The sequence below is a fragment of the Sulfitobacter sp. HI0129 genome, assembly GCF_001635395.1.
GTDB lineage: Bacteria > Pseudomonadota > Alphaproteobacteria > Rhodobacterales > Rhodobacteraceae > Sulfitobacter.
The window spans coordinates 1-228 of sequence record NZ_LWGH01000075.1 but is presented as its reverse complement, the minus strand read 5'-3'; the positions used below and the strand labels follow the sequence as shown (position 1 = coordinate 228).

General features: G+C 65.4%; 1 protein-coding gene. It reads left to right on the top strand.

Annotated elements, in window-relative coordinates:
• Nucleotides 1–228 (top strand): Hint domain-containing protein (locus A3764_RS00780; protein WP_201722379.1); only part of this gene is annotated, 228 nt, incomplete at both ends.

Genomic DNA, 228 nt, shown 5'->3' with positions numbered 1-228 from the left:
AATCCCGCAGGAGGCGCTGGGCAACCGGTCTGCCCTCACGTTGCTGCCTGAACAGGGGGTGCTGGTAGAAAGCACGGCTGCCCGGGACCCCTTTGGCGATCCCTTTGCAGTTGTCCCGGCGACAGCGCTGGTGGGGAAGCGGGGGATCAGACGTGTCGCCCCGATCCGTCCGGTCGAGTTGACCAGCATCAGCTTTGCGCGCGAACAGGTCATCTATGTGGAGGGGGG